The sequence below is a fragment of the Wolbachia endosymbiont (group A) of Machimus atricapillus genome, from assembly GCF_964027095.1.
Lineage (GTDB): Bacteria > Pseudomonadota > Alphaproteobacteria > Rickettsiales > Anaplasmataceae > Wolbachia.
In genome coordinates, this window is sequence record NZ_OZ034727.1 from 1,068,324 (window position 1) to 1,090,257 (window position 21,934).

General features: G+C 35.5%; 18 protein-coding genes, 1 tRNA gene and 2 pseudogenes. 12 read left to right on the forward strand and 9 right to left on the reverse strand.

Features of this window, described 5'->3' with window-relative positions; genetic code table 11:
• Positions 1-661 precede the first annotated feature (661 nt).
• The 6 genes from hemB to AAGD68_RS05285 all read right to left on the reverse strand — a co-directional run bounded on the left by hemB (position 662) and on the right by AAGD68_RS05285 (position 7,423).
• Positions 662-1,660, reverse strand: coding sequence for a porphobilinogen synthase (gene hemB / locus AAGD68_RS05260; protein WP_265045006.1), 999 nt, complete (start codon positions 1,658-1,660; stop codon positions 662-664).
• The gene (gene nuoH, locus AAGD68_RS05265; RefSeq protein ID WP_264687804.1) at positions 1,653-2,678 is read right to left on the reverse strand and encodes an NADH-quinone oxidoreductase subunit NuoH; all 1,026 of its coding nucleotides are present in this window, start codon (positions 2,676-2,678) and stop codon (positions 1,653-1,655) included. Before nuoH ends, hemB begins: the two co-directional genes overlap by 8 nt.
• On the reverse strand, positions 2,662-4,710 hold the full coding sequence (gene nuoG, locus AAGD68_RS05270; RefSeq protein ID WP_265016757.1) for an NADH-quinone oxidoreductase subunit NuoG: 2,049 nt from the start codon (positions 4,708-4,710) through the stop codon (positions 2,662-2,664). The genes nuoH and nuoG overlap by 17 nt, the downstream gene beginning before the upstream one ends.
• A 5-nt stretch (positions 4,711-4,715) precedes the next feature.
• Positions 4,716-4,928: a hypothetical protein gene (locus AAGD68_RS05275; protein ID WP_265045004.1), complete on the reverse strand. Its 213-nt coding sequence runs from the start codon at positions 4,926-4,928 to the stop codon at positions 4,716-4,718.
• Between the two features lie 245 nt (positions 4,929-5,173).
• On the reverse strand, positions 5,174-6,676 hold the full coding sequence (locus AAGD68_RS05280; RefSeq protein WP_264732578.1) for a leucyl aminopeptidase: 1,503 nt from the start codon (positions 6,674-6,676) through the stop codon (positions 5,174-5,176).
• A gap of 96 nt (positions 6,677-6,772) precedes the next feature.
• Positions 6,773-7,423 carry a protocatechuate 3,4-dioxygenase gene (locus AAGD68_RS05285; protein WP_341814387.1) on the reverse strand — a complete coding sequence of 217 codons (651 nt, stop codon included), beginning with the start codon at positions 7,421-7,423 and terminating at the stop codon, positions 6,773-6,775.
• A gap of 513 nt (positions 7,424-7,936) precedes the next feature.
• On the opposite strand from AAGD68_RS05285, the gene AAGD68_RS05290 reads away from it, so the two are divergent.
• Positions 7,937-8,155, forward strand: coding sequence for a hypothetical protein (locus AAGD68_RS05290; protein WP_309166896.1), 219 nt, complete (start codon positions 7,937-7,939; stop codon positions 8,153-8,155).
• Positions 8,156-8,685: 530 nt separating this feature from the next.
• Here AAGD68_RS05290 and AAGD68_RS05295 read toward each other — a convergent pair.
• Positions 8,686-9,701, reverse strand: a pseudogene (locus AAGD68_RS05295) (IS110 family transposase).
• A 223-nt stretch (positions 9,702-9,924) separates the two neighbouring features.
• Between AAGD68_RS05295 and AAGD68_RS05300 the strand changes: the two are divergent.
• Positions 9,925-10,470: pseudogene (locus AAGD68_RS05300) on the forward strand (IS256-like element ISWpi15 family transposase); the annotation flags it as partial.
• A 19-nt stretch (positions 10,471-10,489) separates the two neighbouring features.
• On the opposite strand, the gene AAGD68_RS05305 reads toward AAGD68_RS05300, so the two are convergent.
• Both AAGD68_RS05305 and AAGD68_RS05310 read right to left on the reverse strand, forming a co-directional pair.
• Complete coding sequence (locus AAGD68_RS05305; protein WP_253309213.1) at positions 10,490-11,773, reverse strand: M16 family metallopeptidase; 1,284 nt, start codon at positions 11,771-11,773, stop codon at positions 10,490-10,492.
• Position 11,774: 1 nt separating this feature from the next.
• A complete protein-coding gene (locus tag AAGD68_RS05310; protein ID WP_264687915.1) occupies positions 11,775-12,383 on the reverse strand; it encodes a superoxide dismutase in 609 nt (202 codons plus the stop codon).
• Positions 12,384-13,241: 858 nt separating this feature from the next.
• Here AAGD68_RS05310 and AAGD68_RS05315 point away from each other — a divergent pair.
• The 10 genes from AAGD68_RS05315 to ssb all read left to right on the forward strand — a co-directional run bounded on the left by AAGD68_RS05315 (position 13,242) and on the right by ssb (position 21,928).
• Positions 13,242-13,979 (forward strand): hypothetical protein, encoded by a 738-nt coding sequence (locus AAGD68_RS05315; protein ID WP_264735927.1) that lies wholly within the window; start codon positions 13,242-13,244, stop codon positions 13,977-13,979.
• Positions 13,980-14,170: 191 nt separating this feature from the next.
• Positions 14,171-14,461, forward strand: coding sequence for a GIY-YIG nuclease family protein (locus tag AAGD68_RS05320; RefSeq protein WP_253309210.1), 291 nt, complete (start codon positions 14,171-14,173; stop codon positions 14,459-14,461).
• A 234-nt stretch (positions 14,462-14,695) separates the two neighbouring features.
• A complete protein-coding gene (gene tsaD / locus AAGD68_RS05325; RefSeq protein ID WP_341814166.1) occupies positions 14,696-15,703 on the forward strand; it encodes a tRNA (adenosine(37)-N6)-threonylcarbamoyltransferase complex transferase subunit TsaD in 1,008 nt (335 codons plus the stop codon).
• Between the two features lie 558 nt (positions 15,704-16,261).
• On the forward strand, positions 16,262-18,007 hold the full coding sequence (locus AAGD68_RS05330; RefSeq protein WP_264735926.1) for a type I secretion system permease/ATPase: 1,746 nt from the start codon (positions 16,262-16,264) through the stop codon (positions 18,005-18,007).
• On the forward strand, positions 18,000-18,125 hold the full coding sequence (locus AAGD68_RS05335) for a hypothetical protein (RefSeq protein ID WP_264687919.1): 126 nt from the start codon (positions 18,000-18,002) through the stop codon (positions 18,123-18,125). The genes AAGD68_RS05330 and AAGD68_RS05335 overlap by 8 nt, the downstream gene beginning before the upstream one ends.
• A gap of 205 nt (positions 18,126-18,330) precedes the next feature.
• The gene (locus AAGD68_RS05340) at positions 18,331-19,770 is read left to right on the forward strand and encodes a hypothetical protein (RefSeq protein ID WP_253309206.1); all 1,440 of its coding nucleotides are present in this window, start codon (positions 18,331-18,333) and stop codon (positions 19,768-19,770) included.
• 4 nt (positions 19,771-19,774) lie between these two features.
• The gene (locus tag AAGD68_RS05345) at positions 19,775-20,383 is read left to right on the forward strand and encodes a hypothetical protein (protein WP_265045088.1); all 609 of its coding nucleotides are present in this window, start codon (positions 19,775-19,777) and stop codon (positions 20,381-20,383) included.
• 4 nt (positions 20,384-20,387) lie between these two features.
• Positions 20,388-21,203, forward strand: coding sequence for a hypothetical protein (locus AAGD68_RS05350; protein WP_253309204.1), 816 nt, complete (start codon positions 20,388-20,390; stop codon positions 21,201-21,203).
• A 110-nt stretch (positions 21,204-21,313) separates the two neighbouring features.
• Positions 21,314-21,387: transfer RNA gene (locus AAGD68_RS05355), tRNA-Arg, on the forward strand.
• A gap of 67 nt (positions 21,388-21,454) precedes the next feature.
• Complete coding sequence (gene ssb, locus AAGD68_RS05360) at positions 21,455-21,928, forward strand: single-stranded DNA-binding protein (protein WP_341814167.1); 474 nt, start codon at positions 21,455-21,457, stop codon at positions 21,926-21,928.
• The last annotated feature ends 6 nt before the right edge of the window (positions 21,929-21,934 follow it).

Here is a 21,934-nt window from a genome sequence, read left to right on the forward strand (position 1 = left end):
TATTATTTATAATACTGTATTGTAACGGACTTATCAATAGACTTCTTGCATAGAAAAAAGGCAAATAGTTATTATAGCTCTAAGTTTACCGACAACCGTTCCTCCCTGTCATCCGAGTAGCCTTCTCTTGTATGGTCCCAGAGTGTGATGGTGTGAGTCTATTATAAATATCAAGCAAATAAAAAAAAGGCAAAAGAAACCCCGGTCACTGTTTATTTTCAGTATTGGCGTTTTTTTAAGTCTTAAACACTGCAATTTAGCTGCTTTTAAGTGCAACTAACCTTAGCTTTAATATTTAAGAAATTTACTAAGCAGAAAAAAAGGCAAAAGATATCCCGTGTTAGCTAGTTGTCACTCTCTAATCCTGCAAATCGGCGTTCTATACTGTCTTAAACGCTTTGTAAGCGCGTTTCAGCTTATATGGGTAAAAACCCAGAAAGGTTGTGAAGACATAAGGTGCACATAGTGCAAAAAATTAAAAATAAGACGCCAATCACGTAATACTGTTGTCGTTTAATCTGCACAGATTGAAGATAATAAAATACCTTCAGTTTCATGATAAGGGGGCTGGCGGAGTTTGTCAAGTAGGTTTTGCATTTTCATGCTACTTGGATTTTTCTAAATCATAATGTTTGCACAGACGTGCCTTTTAGCCACACTGCTAAACGGATACCAAATTTTTTGCAACATCAAGTGCAGCGTAAGTGAATATTGCACTTGCACCCGCACGTTTGAAACCAATCAAAGATTCATAAATCACCTTGTCATAATCTAGCCAGCCATTATTTGCAGCAGCTTTTATCATTGCGTACTCACCGCTTACTTGGTAAGCAAAAATCGGAAAATTAAACTTATCACTTGCTGTTTTGATAATATCCAAATATGGCATACCTGGTTTAATCATAATAAAATCTGCACCTTCATTTATATCCATTTCAATTTCGCAAATTGCTTCGTGCGCATTTTTATAATCCATTTGATAACCACTTTTGTCTATAGAATGTGATAGCCCACATGAACCAACGACTTGCCTGAATGGAGCATAGAAGCTAGAGCAATATTTCACCGCATAAGATAATATTAATACGTCTTGAAAGTTATTATCATCTAATGATTTTCTGATTCTTCCTATTCTACCATCCATCATATCAGAAGGAGCAACTATATCACATCCTGCCTTCGCTAAAGCAAGTGCTTGCTTACACAGTACTGATATAGTTTCATCGTTTTCTACATCCATCTGATTATCTTTTAAAATGCCGTCATGGCCATGAATAGTGTATGGATCCAGTGCAACGTCTGCAATAATACCAATTTCAGGTACCTTTAATTTTACAGCACGGATTGCTTTGCAGATTAAGTTGTCAGAATTATATGCTCCCTCAGCGTTTTCAGATTTTAGTTTACTATCAACTACAGGAAAAATTGCAACAGCATTAATTCCTAAATCTTTAGCTTCCTTAACTATAGAAACTAATCCATCTATTGAATAACACTTTACGCCTGGTAAGCCAGAAATTGGTTCAGTTGTTTCTTTTCTGTCGTGAACAAACAGAGGAAGAACCAGATCATTTACTGATAGACTATTTTCACTTGTTAAATTGCGAACCCATTTGCTCGAGCGCCTGCGCCTTAATCTTGTATTTGGAAAATTAAACATTGGACCCAGGTAAATTCCCAGTAAAGAGCAACACTCCTGAAATGAGTACCACCCAAAGCACCGATATTGGCAGAAACACTTTCCAACCAAGACGCATTAGCTGATCATATCGATAACGAGGTATTGTTGCTCTAATCCAAATAAATACGAACAAAAGTATAACTATCTTCAAAACGAACCAAATCAAACCTGGAATTTTGTAAAGTAAACTGAACTCCAGCGGCGGATACCATCCTCCTAGAAAGAATATCGTCATCATAGCACTTGCTAGAATCATATTTGCATATTCTCCAAGAAAAAAGAGGGCAAAAGGCATGGATGAATATTCAACGTTATATCCAGAGACAAGCTCTGCTTCAGCTTCTGGTAAATCAAATGGGTGACGATTAGTTTCTGCAAGCAAAGAAATAAAAAATATTATTCCTATAGGCATTAGTAGCAAATCAACCCAAAATGGCATGTTGTGTTTCGCTACCACCATCTCTCCAAGGTTCAACGTACCAGTTGTAACAACAACTGTAGCAACTATTAAGCCTATTGAAACTTCATATGAAATCATCTGAGCAGCCGACCGTATAGCGCCAAGAAATGCATAATTAGAATTGCTTGACCAGCCTGCAATAATTACGCCGTATACTCCCAGCGACGATATAGCTAGCACATAAAGCACTCCAACATTAATATTTGCTATAACCTTAGGAATCACTACTTGCTGGCCATTTTCTACAATTACTTCAGCACCAAACGGTATAACTGCCCAGGCAATTAATGCCAAGATAAAGGTAAGCATTGGAGCCATAATGAACAGTATGGTGCTCGCTCTAAATGGTATTATCGGCTCTTTAATCAGTAGCTTAATAGCATCTGCAAATGGCTGCAATAGCCCAAAAGGTCCAACTACACTTGGGCCGTGTCTCAGTTGAATTGCACCAATAACCTTACGCTCAAAGTATACCAAGTACGCAACTGAAAGTAGTAGCGGTACTAAAATAAATAAAATATTAACTAGCGTGTTCATAAAAAGCTTTAGTACAATCTGCCATTATTTTTGAAGCGCGACTTATTGAATCCGTCATATAAAAATTACACTCCTTTAAAGTGAAAGGTGTATTACTTAAGCTTATCCCATCATTGCTAATTGGCACCCATGTGTTTTTTACCACTTGATCGGCATTTCTAAACTGTGGACCGATAGTATCTAATTTTTTTCTCACATCAAATAAACTATCATACGGTAAAGAAAGGTCTAAATATTGTGAAAGATTTTTAATAATTAACCAATCCTCCTTTGCTTCACCAGGTGGGAATACAGCTAAATTTGTTCTTTGCACTCGACCTTCAGTGTTTACATAAGTTGCATATTTTTCTGTATATGCAGCACCAGGCAAGATAACATCTGCCACATGTGCACCCTTATCACCGTGATGACCTTGATAAATTACAAATGTATTTTCTAATTTTGATGTATCAATTTCATCTGCACCAAGAAGATAAACCACTTCTATGTCACCACTTTCTGCATTTTCCAGTATCTGATTAGTGTCTTTTCCACCTTTTTCAGGAACAAACTCAACGTCCAGACCACCGACTCTTGCTGCAGCTTTATGCAGCACATTAAAGCCATTCCAATCATCTCTGATCATGTTAAATTTTTCTGCAATTTTGCCAGCTAGAATTAGAATTGATTCAGAATCATCTCTTATTAATGCATCTTGACCAATGATCAGCATAGGGTTTTGGGCGGCTACCAGCAGCTCACAGAATTTATGATTTCCATTTGCTATTTCACTCAAAATATCAGGATTATCGCCCAATTTCTCAACATGATACAAATATTCAATGTTAGGACCAACACTTGCAATAGGAAAGTTGCCCTGTAAATATCTCTTTCTCAATCTTACATTAATGATCGGTGCTTCTATCCTTGGATTTGTATTTATAAGCAGACACAAATCTGCATTCTCTATACCCTGGGTAGTGGTATTGAACACATAAGATCCGCGATTACTTGGTATAAGCTTTGCACCATCTTGCCTGCAGTCTATATTCCCCGAGCCGAGCTTCTGCATCACTTCTTTGAGTAGAAGCATAGACTCACAATCTGCTAAATCACCTGCAATTGCAGCTATTTTATTTGATTTTGTATTCTTTAATTTCTTTGCAGCAATAGTTAATGCTTCATTCCAATCAACTGGGGCTAATTTACCATCTTTTTTTACATAAGGTTGATCAAGACGCTGAACTTTTAGTCCATCATAGGCAAAGCGGGTTTTATCTGATATCCATTCTTCATTTACCTCTTCGCTCAGTCTTGGTAATATTCGCATAACTTCCAGGCCACGATAATCAACTCTAATGCTACTTCCCACAGCATCTAGCACATCTATAGTCTCACAATGTGATAGCTCCCATGGACGCGCTGTAAAGGAGTAAGGCTTTGAAGTTAAAGCCCCTACCGGGCAGAGATCTATGATATTTCCAGATAATTCAGAACTAATATGCCTTTTTATGTAAGTGCTAATCTCTACATTTTCTCCCCTTCCGATTCCTCCAAGTTCATTTGTACCTGCAACATCAGACAAAAATCTAACACACCGAGTGCAATGAATGCATCGATTCATCGCAGTCTCAATCAGTGGTCCGAAGTGTTTTTTTGGCACAGCCCTCTTATGCTCATCAAGTCTGCTGGTTCCTTTCCCATAAGCCATCGTGATATCTTGCAAATCGCATTCACCACCTTGATCGCAAATTGGGCAATCAAGCGGGTGGTTAATTAGCAAAAACTCAAGCACACCTTCACGTGCTTTTTTAACCTTAGGGGTATCAGTGTGAATAACCATCCCTTCTGCAACTGGCATTGCACAAGAGGCTACTGGTTTTGGAGGCCCACCCTCAACTTCAACCAAACACATTCTGCAGTTACCAGCAATTGCTAAACGCTCATGATAGCAAAAACGTGGAATTTCAACGCCCACGACTTCACAAGCTTGAATTATAGTGAGCCCATGCTCTACTTCACATTCCTTAGAATTAATAGTAACTTTAACCACAACTATTATACAGCTTCCCACTTTATAGGATTGCCGCTTACCTCATCTTCAACCAGATTGCCGTTATCATATTGAGCAGACATATAATTCATGCGCGAGTCACGATCTATATATCTAACAGGTTTTACCGGTTTATCTTTATAAATTTTTTGCTCGGCCTTCTTACGCTGAGTAGGGTTATTTTTACTAGCTGTCTTTGCTTTCCCACCTACTGCCATATAAACTCCTAAAAACTTTTCATTCTATTTTAACACTTAAGTATATAGCGTCAATATTTAATAACTTTAAAATTTCAATAGATCTCTTATTATAATCACTGTTTAAATAAAAAGTTACTCCTTGATATCATTCCAGTGCTTGACCAGAAAAAAAGAAATATGCATCAGCTACTTTCATTTGCTGCGCCTCGAAAATAAACGTTCATGTAGCTGTGAGTCAAGCCATAAATCCAGTATAAAGACCTTTAATCATTGGCTTCGTAGTACTTTTTAACCAACTTATTAAGTAACCTTACACCAAAACCTACTGCTCCTCTTGGACAAATGTCAGTACCTTTTTCGTACCAAGCAGTGCCTGCGATATCTAAATGTGCCCAGCAAGTTTCATTCACAAAACGCTGTAAAAACTGTGCAGCCATTATGCTATCTCCACCAGAGCCTGCAGGAGCGATGTTTTGAACATCAGCAATCGGTGAATCAATAATTTTGTCATAAGTTTCATTCATAGGAAAACGCCATAACTTCTCACTTACTTCATTTCCTGCATCAATCAGACGGTTTGCTAATTCATCATTATTTGAAAAAAGACCAGCATATTCGTTATTTCCAAGTGCAACCACTATAGCACCAGTTAAAGTTGCAAGATCAATCATAAATTTTGGTGAGAATCTGTCTTGCGTATACCATAAAGCATCTGCAAGTATGAGCCTTCCTTCTGCATCGGTGTTCAACACTTCTATCGTCTGTCCAGACATTGAAGTTACTACATCACTCGGCCTTTGAGCATTACCACCCACTGCATTCTCTGCAAGTGCAACCACGCCGATTGCATTTACTTTTGCTTTTCGTCCTGCTAAAGCATGCATCACCCCAACTACAGCAGCAGAGCCTGCCATGTCATATTTCATCGACTCCATACCACGTGAAGGTTTGAGTGATACTCCACCAGTGTCAAACGTTATACCTTTACCAACAAAAGCTATTGGCTTTTGTTCTTTAGAAGCCCCATTCCATTTTATCACTACTAATTTTGGTTCTTTACTACTTCCTTGTGCGACTCCAAGCAAGGCTCCCATTTTTTTCTCTTCCATCTGCTTTTTATCAAGCACTTCGATTTCAAGACCAAGCTTAGTAAGCTCTTTTTTTATATGATCAGCATAGGATTCTGGATATAGAATGTTAGGAGGCTCTGTTATAAAAGAGCGCGCAAGGAATATACTCTCACCTTCTTGCCTTAAGTGCTCAAATGATCTTTCAGCATTACTTAATTGCTCATCTTTTACTAATACGGTAATTTCCTCTACCTCTGTAATTTTCTCATCCTTTTTAGTTTTATACTTATCAAACTTAAAACTACGCAGAAACGCACCATATGCAACATTTGCTGCACTACCTTCGATTAAAATCGCTGCTTTCTTAATTTTTAATCTGCTTAGCTCACAATATATTTTACCACCAATATTTAATTCTTTATTTTCATTCCATTCATCCTTCTTACCAAGTCCAACAACTACAACGTTTTTTCCTTCTGGTAAAATGGTAGAAGAAAATTCACCAAAGCTTCCATTAAAATCGCTAAATTGCTTTATATTATCTATGATCTGTTTTCCTTGCAAAACTCCGCCATCATTTACGGTTTCGTTGTCCTCAAATAAACCCATTACTATTGTTTTAAAATCGGGCGAAATTTTAGAAATTGTTATTTTCATTGCTGGCATCTCCGTTGCAAATAATTGTAAACTGTACATAAAACATAGCAAAAACATCAGTAAGATATTTTTCATATACATCCTAAGTACAATAACATTCAAGTTTACTATGGACTACCTTACATGCAAGGGTTTTTATCTTTTATTAGAGAACTTATTATATCCACCCAAGGTAATGTTAAACGTATAGGTTTTTATGACCTGATCACTGTAAGTAAATGGTGTTATGAGAAGGCTTGCAAGCCCATTCCTAACAAAATCTCCAAGAACAGGATCAGCACAATTATCGCAATTATGGTCAGCAAAAAACATTTGCGTTGTGAATTCTGGAAAATCTGGATGTTGAACTAGAAAGTTAATATGTGGAGCTCTCTCACCAATTTTACCAGGTGCTATCGTAATAAAATTATAATAGCCAAGATTATTCACTACAAACCTTCCTGATCCAGCAAAATTCGGATCGAGTTGATTATCCTCTATATTCTCATCGTAATGGTTCACGCCGCGTGAATTCGCGTGCCATATAGAAACTACAGCATTTTGTATTGGTAAACAGTTTATATCAGTAATTCTACCCACTATGTGTATTAATTCTCCTATTGCACTATTTGGAGAACCAGCTTTCCTTCTTAAATTGTTTGAAGAGCTAAAATTTTTTGGCCTTGCATCAAGGTCATATATTTCTGGAGTTTCAATGCAGTTGAGCAAAACAGGATCAGCTGCAAATAGCGGCAAACTGAATACCGTTTGTACTAAAAACGCTAATAAGATATTTTTCACATTCATTTCATTCACAATAGACTTCTTGCATAACCATATAACAAACTTTTATTGGGAATAGAAACGAAAAAATTACTTTACAAGCTTCGCCAGCCCCCTTATCATGAAAATGAAGCTATTTATTTATCTTCTCTGTACAGATTAAATGACAAAAAAACTCAACGTATTTGGCGTCTCATGTTTAATTTTTTGCACTATGTGCACCTTATGTCTTTATCAAATTTCTAGGTTTTTACCTACACAAGCTGAAATACGCTTATAAAGCATTTAAAACATCAAAAAACGCCAACTTAAAAAATGGATAGTGAATAACTAGCTACCCTAGGGTTTCTTTTGCCTTTTTTTCTGTTTAGTAAATTTCTTAACGTTTATAATTTAGATTAGTTGCGGTTTAAAAGCAGCTGAATCGCGGTTATTAAGCGTTTAGAATAAAAAAACGCCATACTTGAAAGTATAATGTAAGTAATTAGCCAACCACGGGGCTTCTTTTGCCTTTTTTTTCATTTGGTAAATTTCTTAATGTTTATAGCTAAACGACAACCGTCATTCCAGTACCTTCTCTTGTCATCCCAGTGCCCAGACACTGGGATCCAGTTCTTATTACCTGGTATAAAGTTAAGTTTTCTGGATTCCAGTGGGCTTTGTTGCATCGCTACTTATGAAAGGCTAACTATAGCTAGGATTATAAGCAACCTATTGAAAATCTTGTTTTTTTGCAATCAATCTGATCAAATTTAAGAATAGTAATTTATTATTTATATTAATAAACTTAATTCTATTGAAAATAGCTAAAGCATTGAAATTCTTGAATTTTAGCCGGATTAGTGAGTGGTAGTGAAATTTCTTTTACTCAAATTTAGGTATTCACTGACCGTTCTTGTTATAAATACCAGAATAATAAGCTACTGATATTCTCCATCTTTTTTATCTTTAATCCATCATAGCTAGCGATGCAACAAAGCCATTCCAGTGTCTGGGCACTGGAATGACACCGTCTTGGATGGAAGGGCTGGATGACAGGAGATACCGTCTTGTTAGTCAACAAAAAAATTATAAAAATTTCCCAAGTTGCATCATAAAATCAAAAAATACTTCCAATTGTGTAACAGTACACAGATTATAGTTAGTGGATATGTTGATAAGTAAATTAGTTTTATACGCACAAAACAGATGAAGTTTACTTATCAACATATCCACTAACCAACAACATTCAATAAATTTGTGTAAGATACCACTTTACATAAGATAGATAGGAAGCATTTTTGATTTTAAAGTACTAAACCTTCAGTCAACCTCCTAGCCCTGTAGTTTTTGATATGGTTAGGATCAAAAGCACTTTTGGATGTCAGAATACCGAAAATGATATGGAGTAGCTTACGCATTGCAGCACCAACGATGGCCATATTATGCTTACCCTTTTCCTTTAATCTTTGGCAAAAGCTCATAATGATAGGATTGTGATTCTTAGCTACTATGGCAGGAAAGAAAAGTGCCTTACGTAATGTTTGTGAACCGGATTTACTTAATCTGGGTTTGGCATATACAGAGGAACCTGACGTCATATTTCGTGGTATAACTCCTGTATATGCTGCCAATTGCCTGGCATCTCTAAAAACCTCTATATCAGAAACTTCAGCTAAAATAGCTATTGCTGATTCTTCTCCTATGCCTGGAATAGTCAATAGAAGTTGAAAATTTTCCAACAATTCTTTGTGTTGATTTAATAGTTCACGTACGGAGTTTTTTATTGTTTCTATTTTTTGAGCTATATTCATTGCAAGGTCTTCCCAAGCATTTGCAACTTCTTTAGGCAGTCTCTCTTTTTTTTCTAAGTGGTTATTTACTAATGTTAACTCATCTTTTAACGCAACTGAGCAACGATAAAGATGTTTTAATTTTTTCATTTCAGGAGAAGGTGGTGTCCAACTAGAAGGTTCCTGTCTTTGGCAATAACCAGCAATAACTTCTGCATCGGTCTGATCATTCTTTTGTCGTATCAGCTTACTCCTTGCATAAGATTTTATGCAATAAGGATTTACAACACTTACAAAATGTCCAGCATTGTGTAGAAATTCAGCCAGTGCTTCGCTATAACAACCAGTAGATTCCATGCAGGTTTTTACTTTTTCTACATTATGTTTGTGTAGAAAATTCAGTAGACTTTGAAACCATCGTTCTTAAAGCTTCTTTTTCTAGTTTCACGCTTTCCTTTTTTGCTTATAAATGAGAGAAAAACATCAAAGCGATCTTTTGATATATCTATGCCCAAAAAGTTGTTGATCATATATAACCCCATACGTTACCATTAAAAATGAAAAGTAAGGCTAACCTTGTGAATACAGAATTAGAACCATTCAGGTCTTTCTACGATACCGTCCAGCCTATACTTTTGAGAAGGGAATTCTTATCTCCTCTACAGATTTTATATCTAAGAAGAAGCACAGAGTTCCTCCCTTCTCCACCTAATGCTTAAGCTTAAAACATTAGATGCTTTTGACAAGATACAAGTAGAAGATATCCTTATTGCCTGCGTTGATGGGCTGAAAAGCTTTCCTGCAGCTATAAACAGTGTCTTTCCTAATGCGGAAGTGCAGATGTGTATAGTGCATCAGATACGCAACTCACTGAAGTATGTGGCCAGTAAAGATGCGAAGAGTTTTTTGAGCGATTTAAAGAAGGTATATCAAGCTTCAAGCAAGGAAATTGCCGAGAATTATCTGTTGGAATTGGATGAAAAATGGGGCACAAAGTACCCTATGGTTATAAAATCTTGGCAGAATAATTGGGAAAACTTGTCTGGTTATTTTAAGTATTCTGGTCCAGTTAGGAGGATAATCTACACCACCAATCCCATAGAGGGGCTACATAGGCAAATTAGGAAATTCACTAAGACCAAAGGCTCATTTACCAGCATAAATGCCTTGCATAAGCAGGTATATTGTGCTATAAAGAAGGCAGAGGAAAAGTGGACGATGCCTGTACATGATTGGGCATTAACTATCTCTCAACTTGATGTTTTCTTTCCTGGCAGATTGAAAATTGAGTTGAACTAAAAATGCGGTTTGACACAGTTTATTTAACACTCCCTTTAAGCATAGAAACCACTTTATCGTAACTTGGCAATGATTTAATTTCTCCAATTGCAGCTAGAGTGGTTTTTTCATGCTGAGATAACAATTCTTTTGCTGCTTTTTTTACGTTAGCAGTGGTAACTGCACTAATTTTTTCTATTAATTCATTTTTACTGATGTACCTATTATAGTTACCATAGTAGTGCCCCAATGTTTCAGCGCGTGAGCTAACACTTTCGCGTGACATTAAAATTTGGGATTTTATTCGCTCTTTCACTCTATTTACTTCTTCTTCCCTCAGATTATCTGTAGACAGCTTCTTCAACTCTGTCGTCATAGATTTTAAAAGCTTATCTAAGTTACTACTATCTGTGCCAGCAAAAATGGAAAACATCCCTGTATCAGTGTAGCTGGAATTAAATGAATAAACAGAGTAAGCTAATCCCTGCTTTTCCCTTACTTCCTGGAACAGACGTGATGACATTCCGCTCCCTAATATAGAATCAAGCACTTGAAACGTGTGATATTTATCGTCATAACGAGAAACGCTAGGTAGACCAATTAGCAAGTGCACCTGATCTAATTTACGATGTTCTAAATACTCACCACCAGTGTAGCTCGTCGCATTTTGGCTTTTTTTCAGCTTTTTAGAATGAATCTTTGAGAGAAAATCTTTGGTTAATGCAACAACTTCTTCATGTTCAACATTTCCTGCAACGGCAAATAGCATATTCTCGCCAAAGTAATGCTCATTTATGTAGTTATTTAGATCTTCTCGAGTAAAAGATTTTACAGTATCTTGCGTGCCTAAGATTGACCTGCCGAAAGGTTGATCTTCATAAGCTGCCTCAAAATATTTATCGAAAACAATGTCACTTGGTGAATCATTAGTTTGAAAAATCTCTTGTATTACAACGCCCTTCTCACGTTCCAATTCATCTTCTGGAAATGTTGAATTCATCAATATATCTATTAATATATCAATACCAGTTTTTATGTCTTTCTTGAGGACTTTTGCATAATAGGTGGTGCTTTCCCTACCGGTGCTGGCGTTGAAAACCCCACCTATGTCGTCAAAAGCTTTTGCAATTTCAAACGCAGTTCTTGTCTTCGTTCCTTTGAAAGCCATGTGTTCTAGAAAATGGGATATTCCATTTTGATTTGCACTTTCCGCTCTACTGCCAACACCAACTCGTATGCTTAAAGCTACGGAATCAACATCACGCACCTGCTCAGTTATTATGCGCAGACCATTATCTAATTTTGTTACCTGAGGTGTATTCATCTTATGTATTCTTTTTTAAATTTTCTTCTGCAAAATCCCAATTAATCAAATGGTCAAGGAAAACTTTTATGTAGTCAATTCTACGGTTTTGACAATCTAAATAATAGGCGTGCTCCCAGACATCCATAGTGAGTAATGGAACTTGGCCATAAATTAATGGCAAATCTGCATTTGGAGTTTTGGTGATTTTGAGCTTTCCTTTTTCGAGCACTAACCATACCCATCCACTACCAAATTGGCTTACTCCATGATTGGCAAATTCCCCACAAAACTTATCAAAACCACCGATATCATCTTGAATTTTTTTTGCCAGAAAACCATCATCTTTAGGTTTACCACCACCATTCTTCTTCATTGAATTCCAATAAAAAGTGTGGTTCCAAACTTGCGCTGCGTTATTAAATATGGGAACTTTATCGCTATTACCATGCACTTTTGTTATTAATTCCTCAATTTTCACATGTTGATAATCTGTATTTTCAACTAGCTCGTTGAGTTTATTTAAATATCCTTTATGGTGCTTATCATAATGAAAATCTAAGGTTTTTGCAGATATGTAAGGCTCCAAAGCTGTTTTATCATATGGTAATTCAGGTAAAGTAAAACTCATGACAATCTCCTTATTTTTGACCTACTTGGATGGTATTGTAATATGTGCTCTTGTGCAACATATAATTAATAGCTAAAACATTAGGTATCTATTGCATTATTCTAAGTTTTATATCACAATAATGATTATTATATAAGCCATAGAAACGGATTAAATACAAAAACTTCCTTGACAAACTCCGCCAGCCCCCTTATCATGGTATTGAAGGTATTCAGTTATCTTCATCTGTGCAGATTAAACAGCAAAAAAACAACGTACTTGGCGTCTTATTTTTAATTTTTCGCACTATGTGCACCTTATGTCTTCACAATATTTCTAGGTTTTTACCTACACAAGCTGAAACGCGCTTATAAGTCGTTTAAGACAGTATAGTACGCCAATTTGCAGGATTAGAGAGTGACAACTAGCTAACGCGGGGTTTCTTTTGCCTTTTTTTCTGCTTAGTAAATTTCTTAAACATTTAAACTAATGTGAGTTGCATTTAAAAGCAGCTAAATTGCAGTGTTTAAGACTTAAAAAACGCCAAATACTGAAAATAGATAATGACCAGGGCTTCTTTTGCCTTTTTTCTTCGTTTAGTAAATTTCTTAATGTTTATAGCTAAAGTAACTTAGGTTCATCGACAATCGTCATCCCGCTACTTGTTAGCGGGATCTATGCTAAGAGATACCGCGAATGAATCGCGGTATGACGGTTCGTGACGGTATGACGGTTCGCGGTGGCATCTCGTCATACCGCTACTTGTTAGCGGTATGACGGTTGTCAGTAAACCTGAATTACTTTAGCTATGCAATGAGATTTCCTAAAAAACACTTTATAGCTCTTGAGTATAAAAAAAAATTCCTTTAATAATAAGGCATGCTAATCAGGAATTTAATCAAACAAGCGACTAAAGTAGGAAGCAGTGAAAATGCAATACGATATATTGAGTATCTCTATCAATTTGAGAAGTTTAGAAACACATTAAACCTCACTTTATCACTAATAAAGCAAAATAAGCTTTCGTTTGAAATATACCAAGAGGGATTAGTGGATATGGAAGAAGGGGTGTGTAAGACAATCAGGTCTTCCGGTGTAAATAGGTATGTTATTGTGCTGAGAAGGTCAAATCCATACATTATAGTGCATGAACTTTCACATATGGTTGAAAATGAGCTTAACTTGAGCCTAGAGCAGGAATTTCTCCATAAGGTTTACCAGGATATTGAGCAGAATTTAAGGCAAGCAAATGTTCTTGTGCAGAAAATTATTAGCCAAGTTATATTTAAGGAGATACAAGCTTATCAAACTGCAAAGTCACGCGCATCTGAATTGTTTGCACGCTATTTTGAGCTATTTGCTTGGGCACAAGAGGTTTATCCTAAGGATAAAGAATACTTAATTCGCACTCAAGATTTAAACAAAGTGTTCCTTGCTACTGATCAATGGAAAAAGAGCTGCCTGGATCCACAAATGATGGATAGAATAGATAAGGAAATCAAGGAATACAGCAATAAAACCGCCACTAAAGACGTAACCAAAGTGCAAAGCAGTTGGACTAATAAATTTTCTCCTGGGGGCAAAAAAATTAGCTCCATATTTGGAGATGATGATTAGCTTATAGTGCAGGTTTTCCTACGTCATACCGCAATTCATTCCACGACTGTACGAACGTCTAGTTTAGTGATAAAATGTATATAATTATTGATGTCATTCAAGCATTTACATTTGTTACATCAGCACTCACATTTGTCATCTCAGTCTCCTCTTCCTGTCATCCCAGTGCGTGACACTGGGATCTAAATTTTATGAAAAACTATTATATTTATATACTTGCAAGTAGACACAATAAGGCTCTATGTATAGGTGTTACGTCGAATTTAATTAAACGAATTTGGGAGCATAAGAACAAGGTTATTCCCGGTTTTACGTCGAAATATAATGTACAAAAATTAGTTTATTTTGAAGAATTTCAAGACGTAGATTCGGCTCTTGATAGAGAAAAACTTCTAAAAAGTTGGAGAAGGGAATGGAAAATCAATTTAGTTGCAAGAAAAAACCCAAATTGGTATGATTTATATTACGAAATTACTAAGTGAGATCCCAGTGTCACGCACTGGGATGACGAGAGAGGAGACCTGGAATAACAAGAAAGTGCTCCATCTCAATAGCACAATGTTCATACGATTGTAGATTCATTCGCGGTATCTCATCAGCTAACAAGCAGCGGAATGACGGTTGTCGGTAAATCTTTTAGCTATAGAAGTTAACTTTGCAGTTAACTTCTACAGCGTTTCAAGGTATAGTTTTTATAATAAAGTGCTCGAATATACATGAAAACCATTTTAGCTGTTGAAACAAGCTGCGATGAAACTGCAGTAGCGATTGTAAATAGTGACAAGCAAGTCCTTGCTCACGAAATTCTCTCCCAAGCAGAACACAAAAAACGCGGTGGGGTGATCCCTGAAATAGCCTCACGTGCTCATATGGAGCATTTAAGTGGTCTAATAAAAAGCGCCGTGGAAAAATCTAACCTTAACTTTTGTGATCTCAATGCAATTGCAGCAACATCAGGACCAGGACTCATAGGTGGATTAATAGTTGGTACAATGATGGCTAAAGCAATTGCGCATGTAGCACAAAAACCGTTCATTGCAGTGAATCACTTAGAAGCGCATGCATTAGTTATTAGGTTACTGCATGAGGTGAAATTTCCGTTTTTAGTTCTATTAATGTCAGGTGGTCACTGTCAATTTTTAATTGCACAGGATGTAGGTAAATATATTAAACTCGGGGGGACACTTGATGACTCGTTAGGAGAAGCATTTGATAAAGTTGCTAAGATGCTGGGTTTAAGCTATCCCGGAGGGCCATTAATTGAAAAGTTAGCTAAAAAAGGCAATGGTGCAAGATTTAAACTGCCAAGGGCGATGATAAAACGTTCTGGATGTAACTTTTCGTTTTCTGGAATCAAGACAGCAGTAAAAAACTTAGTGCAGAAACTCGAAATGAGCGAGCAAGATGTGTGTGATGTGTGTGCTTCGTTTCAAGAGTGTATTAGTGACATACTGCTGGACAGGGTTAGTAATGCGATTATTATGGCCGAATCTTTAAATATCAAAATCAATGACTTTGTGATTACCGGCGGAGTTGCAGCAAATAATTTTTTGAGAGAAAAACTGAAAGAACACATAAACTTAAACATATTTTTCCCCCCTAATAATCTATGTACAGACAATGCAGTAATGGTTGGATGGGCAGGAATTGAAAGGTTACAGAAGAATTATATAGATCCACTTAATTTTGCACCAAGACCTAAGTGGGAGTTAGAAAGTTATTAAAAACTCTCAATTCTGAATTATAGCTAAAGTGACTTAGGTTTACCGACGATTTGAAAAACGACAAATTCGTCATTCCGCTACGTGTTAGCGGAATCTACGCCGCGAATGAATCTATAGCTGTACGAACATTGTGATTTGAGAACAATTTCCACAAGGGATGACAGCTACCCTGACAACCGTCATCCCGCTACGTGTTAGCGGGATCTCTTGTTAGCGCCGTGGCGGTATGACGTAGGATTGCTGTCATTCCGCTGCTTGTTAGCGGATGAGATACCGCGAATAAATCGCGGTATGACGGTTTGCGGCTGCATGACGATGGTTTATACCTCGTCATCCCGCTGCTTGTTAGCGGGATCTCTTGTTAGCGCCGCGGCGGTATGACGTAGCTCAGCTATAGGCAATGAAGGAAATATTAACTATACTTCTTTTTACCATTGTTTATATTTCCTATTCACATATATTAATATTTTACTCACTTAAAGCAGGCTAACTGCCGTTATTAATATTTTTGTAATAAAAATTGTATATGGTGCATGTAATTAAATTAAGAGGAAGATTGTGGAAATTACGCCATCAATAAAAAAAGAATTGAAGCAAAGTACTCTATATATTTGCCTAGAAAAATGCAAAAGTGCATTTTGGTTTATCTTTTGGTTTAGTGCGGGAATCAATTTATTAATGTTATTTCTACCACTTTATACCTCTCAAGTGCTTGATCGGGTGATATCAAGCGAAAGTGTATCAACACTAACTATGCTGACAATTATCACTTTATCTGCATTTGCATGTTCTGCAATGCTTGAAACTTGTCGATATTTAGCCATGGCAAAAATAGGTGATTGGATCGATAAAACTGCAACACCAGATCTGATAGTAAGGTCAATCAGGCTAACGTCAGTGCAGAGCTCAACTTCAAGTGGTGAAGCAATACGAGATCTCGGGGTAATAAAAAATTTCATTACAGGAAATGGTATATTCTCACTGTTTGATACTCCATGGTCGTTAATTTACCTTGTTGTGATTTTCATGATACACACCTCCACGGGGTTTATAGCTATTGCTGGAATCATTATATTAGTCTCTATGGCAATATGGAATGAACTTGCCACTAAACGAATATTACAAGAAACCAACGAAGAAACTATACGGAATATCAATGCTATAGATGTTGCAACAAGAAATGCAGAAGTAGTTGAAGCTATGGGCATGTCAGAATTCATAGTCTCTGATTGGTGTAAACGAAATGATCAGAATCGAGCAATGCAAATTAAAGCACAAAATCGCTCTAATGTAATTACTGGAATCACTAAGTTTTTGCGCTCAACTCTGCAAATATCAGTAATTGGAACAGGTGCATTACTTGCAATTACAGCTCATAAAACTGCTGGTAGCATCATCGCTGCTTCAATTTTAATGGGTAGAGTATTAGCACCATTTGACGCTGCGGTTCATACTTGGAAGTTTTTAAATCAGGCTAGAATGTCATATGGAAGGCTACAAAGACTTATATTAACATCACCAAAAAGAGAGCAAACGATGGCTCTACCAGAACCTGAAGGAAAATTGGAATTTGATAGAGTATTTTTTACTCCTTATGGAAGCAATAAGCCAACAGTAAAAGGAATATCATTTATTATAGAACCAGGGGACGTAGTAGGTGTGATTGGTGCAAGTGCTTCTGGTAAATCCACTATCGCAAAATTAACTGTTGGTGTATGGAAGCCAATATCTGGTGTAGTCAGACTAGATGGCGCTGATGTATATACTTGGAATCGAGAAAATTTTGGTAATTATGTTGGCTACTTACCTCAAGATATTGAGTTATTTAACACTAGTGTCAAAGCTAATATTGCTCGCATGAGACCAGATCCAAATCCTGAAGAAATAATCAAAGCAGCAAAAATTGCAGGAATACATGAACTAATACTAAGCTTACCAAATGGATATGATACAACAATAGGAGGTCCTGGAGGAGTAACGCTCTCTGGCGGCCAAAAACAGCTTCTTGGACTTGCCAGAGCTTTTTATGGTCACACAAAACTTTTAGTACTTGATGAACCAAACGCTAACTTAGATAGCAATGGAGAGGCATGCTTAATTAATGCAATTGGCATTGCAAGAAAGCAAAATACTACTACTGTTATCATCACTCACAAGCTACCGTTATTGTCCGTAGTTGATAAGGTGATCCTCATGTCAGATGGTGTCATTTACGCTATGGGACCAAAAGATGAGATTTTGAGCAAATTAGTTGCTCCATCATCAAATACCAAAGAAGATGAGCGCTCTTCAGCAAATGGTTAGTTTACTTACACTAAATTCTGTATCTGAAATAACAACTGTTCCAGTATTACTAGAAATGTTTACCATTAGAAATAATATTACAAGAATAGTAAATAGATTAATAACTCCTATTAATTAAAGTTAATCGGCAGATAGTGTATATTTCTAATTAATGAGTTTTCTTAATTTATTAATTAAATAGCTTAATATTAGTAGTGATTTTATAAAAAAATTATAATATAAATAATGTTGCTGCGAAAATTTATAACAATATTTCCCTCTAACGTTTAATGAATTTCAATAAATTGCCTTTTTAATTCTAGATAAGTATATGCTTTGTTAATATGTTTAGTTCAAAATCCAAAAGTAAGTTTATGCTTTCTATTGGAGAAGAAGGCATAATGTTACTATATTTTAAAAATAATACTTTAAATAAAAGGTATTTTGTTAAGGGCAAAAACGATAAAGCAGTTTCCGATTTAATTTCATGTCTTTCATCAGACAAAAAAGCACCTTTATACCTGGTGCTTAATCATGCAGATCAAAATTACTCGCTACAGTTTATTACAAGGGCAAACAAGATTAGTGCCTATCTATCAGCAAAAACAAAGATGGAGCATTTTTCTCGTAATAATGACATAAGTTCAGTTTTTTTGGTTGAGAAGCCAAACAAATTCAATCAAAACTGGTGCTATCTTCTTGTTTCATCAAAAGCAAAGCATTTAGTAGAATATTGGTTGAATGTGTTTATTGAGATAGGCTCCAACTTTAAGGGAATATTAATGTTTCCTATAGAAATAAGTAATATAACAAAAAAGATTCTACATAAAGATCCTAATAATTGGAAAATTATAGTTGCTGCAACTAAAACGGGAGGCTATAGACAAGTGGTTCTTAAAGAGAATAAAATGATATTTACGCGTTTAGTACCATTTACTAATGATAATTTACCAGGAATTATTGCTGGTGGAATATATCAGGAAGTGCAAGATACTATTCGATCCTTAACTAAGTTTGGGTTTGAAAAAAATAACCCTATCGACCTTTGCATCATAGTGTCAGAAGATATTAAAGCTAGTTTATCAGTCATAAATTTTTCAGAGAACAGTGTGAACATATTAACTCCATATGAGTTAGGCAAACTATTAGGAGCAGAACTAGCTATAAGTGAAAAAGATAACTTTTGCGATACCATAATTTTGTTTCACAGCTTTAAGAATAAATTAGCAGCTATTTTTAATACAAAGGAAACTAAAGAATTTTATCTATTCAATTATCTTTATTTAAACTCTCCTCAAATTTTTCTATACTTCGCTTTGGTTTTAGTCGTAATTAACGCCCTTTGTTTGCTAAATTTGTATTCAAACTTCAGTGTCGCTGATAATTTATCCGCAAAGCAGAGCACCTTAAATAACCAATTAACAAAACTTAGCCAAAGCTATAATGTAAAAAAAATAGATGAAATTTATGATTTTATTAATATCAATAATATTTTATCAAAAATAGAATACTCTCCTCTTACACAAGTTAAGTATGTAGAAAAGTTAAAAGTACCAGGTATAGAGCTTCGATCATTTGAATGGAATTATAATGAGGCAAAAAGTTATATTACCACAACTTTAAGGTTTAATTTTCGATCCGGTAAAAATATTTCCTATCAATACGAGAAACTACGAAAAAATTTAAACGATAATTTTCGTACCTATGACATTAATATTTCTAACTTACCTGCTGCTAAAGGGCAAAATCTATCTATTGATGTTGAAATAGGAGAGGCAATGTAGATTAATGACTATCTCTCAATTAAAAAGAAAAGCTACAATTCAGTTTATATCGTGTTTGTTATTATCTGTTGGATTAATAGGGTTATTAACATATGTTGTTATCTATAACAAAAAGGTTTATAATAAAAACCAAATTGCGATTGATAAAATACGTTCTATTAATTTACAGATTACTGGAATTCAAAAAAAGGAAGTTGTTCTAAATAAAAACCTAGATTTATGGAAAAAAATTTCTTCTTCAAATTTACACAGTAGCAGATACATTGCAAATTTAAATTTCGAGCTTAGCAGGTTATATAAAAAGTACTATATATTAGAACCTGAAATATCAATTTCTATACCCGAAGAAGTTGAGCTCCACAACAAAAGTGAACGCACAAAAGTAATAAAAAGTGAAGTGGTCCTAAATTTAAGTTCAATCAGCGATAAGCATATTTTTTTATTTCTACAGTCTATTCCAAATCTGCCCGGTTATGTTATGATCAAATCTCTTATTTTAAACAAGCAGAGAAATATTGATGCTGCAACTATGAATCAAATTTTGAATGGTAATATGATAGAGATAGTGAGAGTTAATATAGTCTTTGATTGGTATACTATATTAAGTAGATAAGGTGATGAACATAAAGCTGTTTTTTATTTTTACGCTACTCATTTCCAATGTTAATGCATATTGCAGTTGTGAAGATATCATAGAAAGCATAGAAATTTGTAAGGAGTATTCTTGCCGACAATATATTGGCAATGAAGATTTTATTGAGCATAAAATATTAGGATTAAATAGTGGAAATTTATGCGTATATATAGAAAAACAAGGTGATGATGAAATGGTTTGTCATCATTCTCAGTATGGAATGATGATAGAAAAAAGATATTTTGAAAGTATTCTTAAAGTTGGCAATCAAGAAATCGATGATTTTATTGATATAGCAAATTTGCGTGCAAAAGAGTGTTTCTTTATTAACAATCAAAAACTAAGCTATACAGATCGGGACGATATAATAAGAGAAGCAGTGGAAAGTGACTTTGACGTTTTGTCACAATATAGTAACGTAAAAAGCATTTTTTTTGATGAAGAGCCAGTTAATAGAATGGTCAATGAAATGGAAAAGTTCAATTTACGGTCTTCAAGAGCTGCAAAAGAGGAGGTATCAGATAATTTCAACTGTAAGGTAGTGAGTTTAGACTCAATTTTATATCTTTCTTCCGATACATGGAAAATATGGGTAAATGGAAAGCTGTTTATAAATACTAAGGACTTAAAGGTGCACTCAGTCACTGAAAATTGTGTGACTTTTGTATGGGCCGTAGATCAAAAAGCAATAAAAAAGCATGCGAATGATTCTCAAAATGTATATCTTGGACATGGGAGTGTTATGTTTACGCTTTATCCAAAACAAAAATTTGACTTGGATAGCTTATCTATTAAATAATTTAGTATATAGCCAAAGTGACTTAGGTTTACCGACAATTTGAAAAACCGTCATCCCGCTGCTCGTTAGCGGGATCTCAACATAGATACCGCGGGTGGGTAGCTATATATGCGCTTGTAGCTCAGTTGGATAGAGCGTTGCCCTCCGGAGGCAAAGGCCGTGGGTTCGAATCCCTCCAAGCGCACTTTTAATTAAATTTGACAATAGTACTTTCACATAAGATAATAAAGGGATTTATTTAGAGCATAATTATGTCTGGTGGTACCATAAACAAAGTCATATTAGTTGGTAATTTAGGAAAAGATCCTGAAATTAGGACTACACAAAATGGAAAAGAGATGGCAAGTTTTTCAATAGCCACGTCTGAAAGTTGGACTGACAAACTTTCCGGTATGCGCTCTGAAAAGACAGAATGGCATAATATTGTAATTTTTAGTGAAGGATTAGTAAAAATCGTCAAAGATTTTGCACGCAAAGGCAGTAAAGTTTATGTTGAAGGTTCTTTGAGAACTAGAAAATGGACTGACCAAAACGGTAGTGAAAGATACACAACAGAGGTGGTTCTATATAATTTTAATAGCGCTCTTACTCTCTTGGATTCGCGACCAAATTCCGATTACAAGCCAAGTGAATACAAGCAAAATGAAACAGAACAAAAAAATAAGCACGAAAGTTTTAACAACGATATAAAAGATGAACTAATCGACGATGAAATACCATTTTAACAATTT

Coding starts and splice junctions, on each gene's coding strand:
- hemB (WP_265045006.1), bottom strand. CDS start 1,660: ATGTTTAATTTTCCAAATACAAGATTAAGGCGCAGGCGCTCGAGCAAA.
- nuoH (WP_264687804.1), bottom strand. CDS start 2,678: ATGAACACGCTAGTTAATATTTTATTTATTTTAGTACCGCTACTACTT.
- AAGD68_RS05275 (WP_265045004.1), bottom strand. CDS start 4,928: ATGGCAGTAGGTGGGAAAGCAAAGACAGCTAGTAAAAATAACCCTACT.
- AAGD68_RS05280 (WP_264732578.1), bottom strand. CDS start 6,676: ATGTACAGTTTACAATTATTTGCAACGGAGATGCCAGCAATGAAAATA.
- AAGD68_RS05285 (WP_341814387.1), bottom strand. CDS start 7,423: ATGAATGTGAAAAATATCTTATTAGCGTTTTTAGTACAAACGGTATTC.
- AAGD68_RS05290 (WP_309166896.1), top strand. CDS start 7,937: ATGTTTATAGCTAAACGACAACCGTCATTCCAGTACCTTCTCTTGTCA.
- AAGD68_RS05305 (WP_253309213.1), bottom strand. CDS start 11,773: ATGAATACACCTCAGGTAACAAAATTAGATAATGGTCTGCGCATAATA.
- AAGD68_RS05310 (WP_264687915.1), bottom strand. CDS start 12,383: ATGAGTTTTACTTTACCTGAATTACCATATGATAAAACAGCTTTGGAG.
- AAGD68_RS05315 (WP_264735927.1), top strand. CDS start 13,242: ATGCTAATCAGGAATTTAATCAAACAAGCGACTAAAGTAGGAAGCAGT.
- AAGD68_RS05320 (WP_253309210.1), top strand. CDS start 14,171: ATGAAAAACTATTATATTTATATACTTGCAAGTAGACACAATAAGGCT.
- tsaD (WP_341814166.1), top strand. CDS start 14,696: ATGAAAACCATTTTAGCTGTTGAAACAAGCTGCGATGAAACTGCAGTA.
- AAGD68_RS05335 (WP_264687919.1), top strand. CDS start 18,000: ATGGTTAGTTTACTTACACTAAATTCTGTATCTGAAATAACAACTGTT.
- AAGD68_RS05340 (WP_253309206.1), top strand. CDS start 18,331: ATGTTTAGTTCAAAATCCAAAAGTAAGTTTATGCTTTCTATTGGAGAA.
- AAGD68_RS05345 (WP_265045088.1), top strand. CDS start 19,775: ATGACTATCTCTCAATTAAAAAGAAAAGCTACAATTCAGTTTATATCG.
- AAGD68_RS05350 (WP_253309204.1), top strand. CDS start 20,388: ATGAACATAAAGCTGTTTTTTATTTTTACGCTACTCATTTCCAATGTT.
- ssb (WP_341814167.1), top strand. CDS start 21,455: ATGTCTGGTGGTACCATAAACAAAGTCATATTAGTTGGTAATTTAGGA.